The organism is Commensalibacter sp. M0268, from assembly GCF_016101925.1.
Taxonomy (GTDB): Bacteria; Pseudomonadota; Alphaproteobacteria; order Acetobacterales; family Acetobacteraceae; genus Commensalibacter; species Commensalibacter melissae.
On record NZ_JACFPQ010000002.1, the window covers coordinates 476,091 to 481,088 of the forward strand.

1 protein-coding gene is annotated in these 4,998 nt (G+C 40.5%); it reads left to right on the top strand.

Annotated elements, in window-relative coordinates; translation table 11 throughout:
• Nucleotides 1–4,998 (top strand): hypothetical protein (locus H3R28_RS05530; protein ID WP_198218609.1); only part of this gene is annotated, 4,998 nt, incomplete at both ends.

Below are 4,998 nucleotides of genomic sequence, written 5' to 3' on the forward strand. Positions count from 1 at the left end.
TTCAGGTCAATGCGGGCGGGAACATGGAGGTTTCGGGGAACATTCAGGCTCGGCAGGGTCTGAGCCTTGTCGCGAACAACCTTTCCCTGAACAACAGGGATGCCTCCATTAGCAGCTTGAACGGGAATGGAACACTTGCCATCGCCAATAGCCTTCTCAATGCGGGAAGTCTTTACAGTTCTAACGGTTATTTAACTTTATCGGCATCTTCTCTGTCCAATTCAGGCTCTATATTCGGTAAAACAGCAACGCAATTATTAATAGGCAATCTCTTAACTAATGAAGGTTCTTTTTCCGATACAGATAATACTTTAAAAGGCGGAATGATCCAGTCAGAAGGTGACATTAACATTGCAGCAAATTCTCTGAATAATACAGGGTTAATAAATGGATCAAAAGCGGTTGTCCTGACATTGGGTGGAGATGTTATCAACCATTCTATGGGTCAGTATTCAGGCGTAATTCAGTCTGGAAAGATCATGCAGCTGACGGCTAAAACACTGCAAAATGACAATGGACAAATTTTAAGTGATGATAATTTACATTTAAATGTTTCTGATAAAATAAGTAATGGAGGATTTCTGCAAGCCAGTAAGGGATTAACGTTATCAACACCTTTTTTAGACAATTCAGGAAATATTCTGGCGCTAGATGGTGATTTGGCTATTATACCCTCACAACTTATTCCTACTTTGTCATCAATTACAAATACAGGCAAAATTCAGGCAAATGGAAATATTATAATCAATGCTGCTGCCTATCAAGGTGATGATATGGCTTTATTGACAGCACAAAAGCAAATTCACGCTACATATACTGGTAATGTTGGTAATAATGGCCAGATTGCAGCAGGTTCTGGACTGGATTTAACTTCTAATTCCTTAACGAACGGAATTTCAGGATTGATTTATACCGGTAATAATGATCTGACCCTGACTGTGATGGGGCAACAGGGATTATTTAATCTGGGAAATATTCAAACAAATGCTTTGGACAGTCATCTTTTACTAAATAGCCTAACCATGATTAATGAGGGTATCGTTTTTGCAAAAGGGAAAGCCACTTTAAAGGCTAATCAGCAGTTCATAAATCGGATTAACCAAGATCATGTTGGTCAAATTCTTGTTCAGGGAGGTGACCTGACGGTTTTCTCTTCAAAGTTTAACAATGCAGGAATCTTGATTGGTCATCAGAATTTACAGCTTGTTGCCTCCGTTCTGGAAAATAACGGGTATGTATCTGCTGTTCACTCATTAAATATCCAAACATCAGAGCGAACAGGTAATCAAACAACCCATTCTGGAATTTCCTTTAATAATGAAAAGCTTGCTTCTGGTTCATTGATTGGTGACACTGTTCAGATATCTTCACAGGTTATAGATAATGAAGGAGGATGGATCCAGGGAAAAGATACTGTCAATCTTACTGCCGACAGGATTGATAATAATCTTGATGGTGTCATTTTATCAACAAATGCGAATACAATATTGCAAGGAAGAGGATCGACTGTTCAGGAAAGTGTTCCAGTTAATATAATTAACAACAATCAGGGGAATATACAGGCTTTTAGTGATCTTTCAATTGCGGCTAAACAATTGAATAACAATAATGGTGTATTGACCAGTCAAAAAGGAAATATCCGTATCAATCAAGGATCTTCCGCTCTTGCGCTGGAACAGTTTTTAAATGAAAAAGGAACGGTTCAGTCTTTTGGTGATATTGATCTTGCTGCCAATCATCTTGAAAATTCTGAGGAAAGTAAAATTCTTTCTAATGGATTATTATCACTTACGATTGGTTCTGATTTTGTAAATCAAGGGAATTTATGGGGTGGAAAAGGTATAAATCTGTCTGCATCTAACCTGGTTAACAGTCAAAGCGGAATGATCAGTGCAGATCAAGGTTCTATTATTTTAAATATTCAGAAAGGATATTTGAAAAATCAAGGAATCATTCAAAATATTGATACGTCAGGGAATATCTCTGTATTCGCCAATACGTTCGTGAATGATAATGGCAGAATATATTCCAATTCGGATATAAATTTACAAGCTGATTCTTTGTTATCAAATAAAAATAATGGAGAGATTACTGCCTATAAACAAGGAAACATAACGCTTTCTGCTTCCGCTTTAACTAATCAGGGGCTTATTCTTGCAGGAGGTCAACTTGTTGCTAATAGCTCGGCAGATATCAATAATCTTGAAAACGGTTATTTATATGGCTCTAAAGGTTTAGTTCTTAACTCCAATACGGCTATTCACAATCAAGCCCATGGTCAAATCGGATCAGACACAGGAACATTATCGCTTGTTGCGCCTCGTATAACATTGGACAGATATGGGCAGGTTCTCACCTCAAATGGCACGGCAGATCTGATTGCTTTGCAAGCTTTAAATAATAAAGGATGGTTTCAAGCAAAACAAAGTATCCAGATTTTTACACCATCTTTGGATAATTCTGAGGGAGTAATTATCAGTACAAATGGTGGCACGACGATCGCGCAAAATCAAAATGGAAACGGATTAAATGAATTAAACAATTACAAAGGCACTTTGCAAGCTGCAACAGGAATGAACCTTTATGCCAAGAATATAAACAATCAGGGTGGAATGATAATAACGCAGCAAGCTACTGATGAAAATGTTAGGGGGAATATGGTTCTTGCCGCTAACCGGCAAAATCAGGCACTATCCTTTTTAAACCTGAATGAGAACGGTATTATACAATCTTCAGGTAATATAGATATGCACGTCCTAAGCAATGGACTTTCATCCACCGGTCAGATTCTTTCTGCTGCCGCACTGAATGCAACAATTGAAGGGGATCTAAAAAATAACAGTATTATCTTCGGGGCGTTAAGGGGAGCAAATGAAGGTGGTCTGGTTAATCTCAATATTCATGGAGATTATGAAGCCGGACAGGATGGTGGGATAACCTCTAATGGCGATATTCATGTCACGGGAAGAAACATCATAAATAATGGTGTCATATTGGCCATGAATGGATTGGTCTTGGATGGGACCTCGCTTCAAAACAATCAATCTGGATTATTAAGTAGCGGAAACAACCTGACAATCAACATTAAAGGCAATAATGGACAAAACACGCTGAATAATTATGGGGTTATTCAGTCGGATTTGGGATCTATCGCCATGGATGTTGATGGGGATATAATCAACAAGGGAGGGTTAATTCGTACACAGAGCGCCAATGGGGATATTGCAATCAAGGCCGCCTCTTTTACCAACAGCTATACTGGGAAACTTGTTACGGAAACAATTGACAGCACTACTATCTATGATAAGGCTATTAACGATGAAGGACAGGAAGGATACGGAAAATCCAACAAACAGATAGCCCTTGAGGAAGACTTAAATACAAGTGGCTGGGGTGGGGATAGCAATTTATACAAATATTTTTGGAAGGGTAATGTAAAAATGATCAAGGTTTACGCTCCCAAAGATATGTACAAAGCGGATGGGACCCCAGCAAGTGGTTATTTTTACATGTTTCTATCCCAAGGTAGGGGTAATCCAAAAGCCAGGATTGAGGTGACGGAAACTGGAACAAGAACAACCTTGAAAGGCAGTTCAGCCATTGTTACGGCCGGCCATGACTTGATCATTGAAACTTCCGGAAAGATTGTCAATGATGTAAGCCATTTGGAAGCGGGTCATGATATGACCCTGAATGCGTCATCCCTGGACAATATCGGGTATAAAGATGATATAACTTTTAAACTGGTATGTCACAATGGTAAACTTTGCCGATCTCTATATCCAAAAGATCCAGCCAATGCAGCCAATCCTCCTTATTCACATCCACCTCCATTAGATGGTAACAATAAGAATATTGCATATGTATGGGGGGATAGTTCATATAACCCCGGATTGAGCGGCACGATTATGGCAGGTGGAACCCTGATAGGGATAGTGGCCAATCAGGTTAATAACCGGACAATCAAGATACATGCATCTCCTGATGACTATGTCACGGTCAATCCAAGCCTTCCCTCGGGAAAACAATTGACATCTGTCCAGAGTGAAACGGGGAGAAACGGATTGAATGGGCCTGGAGAAGGTAATCTGGTCAATAGTTCATCAAGTGGAAAAGGGGTAAACGGTCAAAACACCACGCTTCCAGGATATGGTGGGGTAGGCAATCCCGAGGGAATTGATCCGGGTTTGCATGTCCATCTTCCAGGTTTTAATTATCAGGGAGTTTCTGCAAGTGTTGACGATATACTCTCATCCATTGCCGGTGGACACGCTTTGTTCAGGCCTAATCCTGATATTAAGGGCAATGACACCGCCAGTATTGGTGAAATAACCGGAGGAAACATTCACAGTATCAATAACGGCAATATCAATAATAATAAAACGAGTGGTAAAATCAATGTTATTGGTAACAGTAACGGCAATATTAATAGTAATAAAACAATTGGTAATATCAATGTTAATGGCAACAGTAATATTGACAATATCAGCAATAATGAAAGTCTTGCCAAACCCGGTACAGCCCCAGCCAAGGTAGGGCGGGCTGTTAATATCAATGATGCGGGCAAAATCAGTGAAGCTGCCACCCAGCAGGGTAAGGTCAATACAAGTGGCGTGCCGGAGGGGTCAAGCTATCTTATTGAAACCCGTCCACAATATACATCCTTGCAGAAATTCTATGGGTCGCAATATCTGCTTGATCACCTGAATATTGCCGGCTCATATATGTTCCTGGGGGATGCAGGGTTTGACAGCAACTATATACAGCAGCAATATCTTCAGGCAACAGGGCACAGCTTTGTCGGTGGAACCTATAACAATGCCGCTGATATGATGAAGGAACTTCTCGACAATGCGACCGATGAGGCCGACCAGCACGGGTTCAAATTCGGCACCGCCTTGACAAAGGAGCAGCAGGCCTCACTTGCGAAGGATATTGTCTGGTATGTTCCCGCGCTGGTTGATGGCAGACAGGTACTGGTTCCCCAGCTGTATCTTT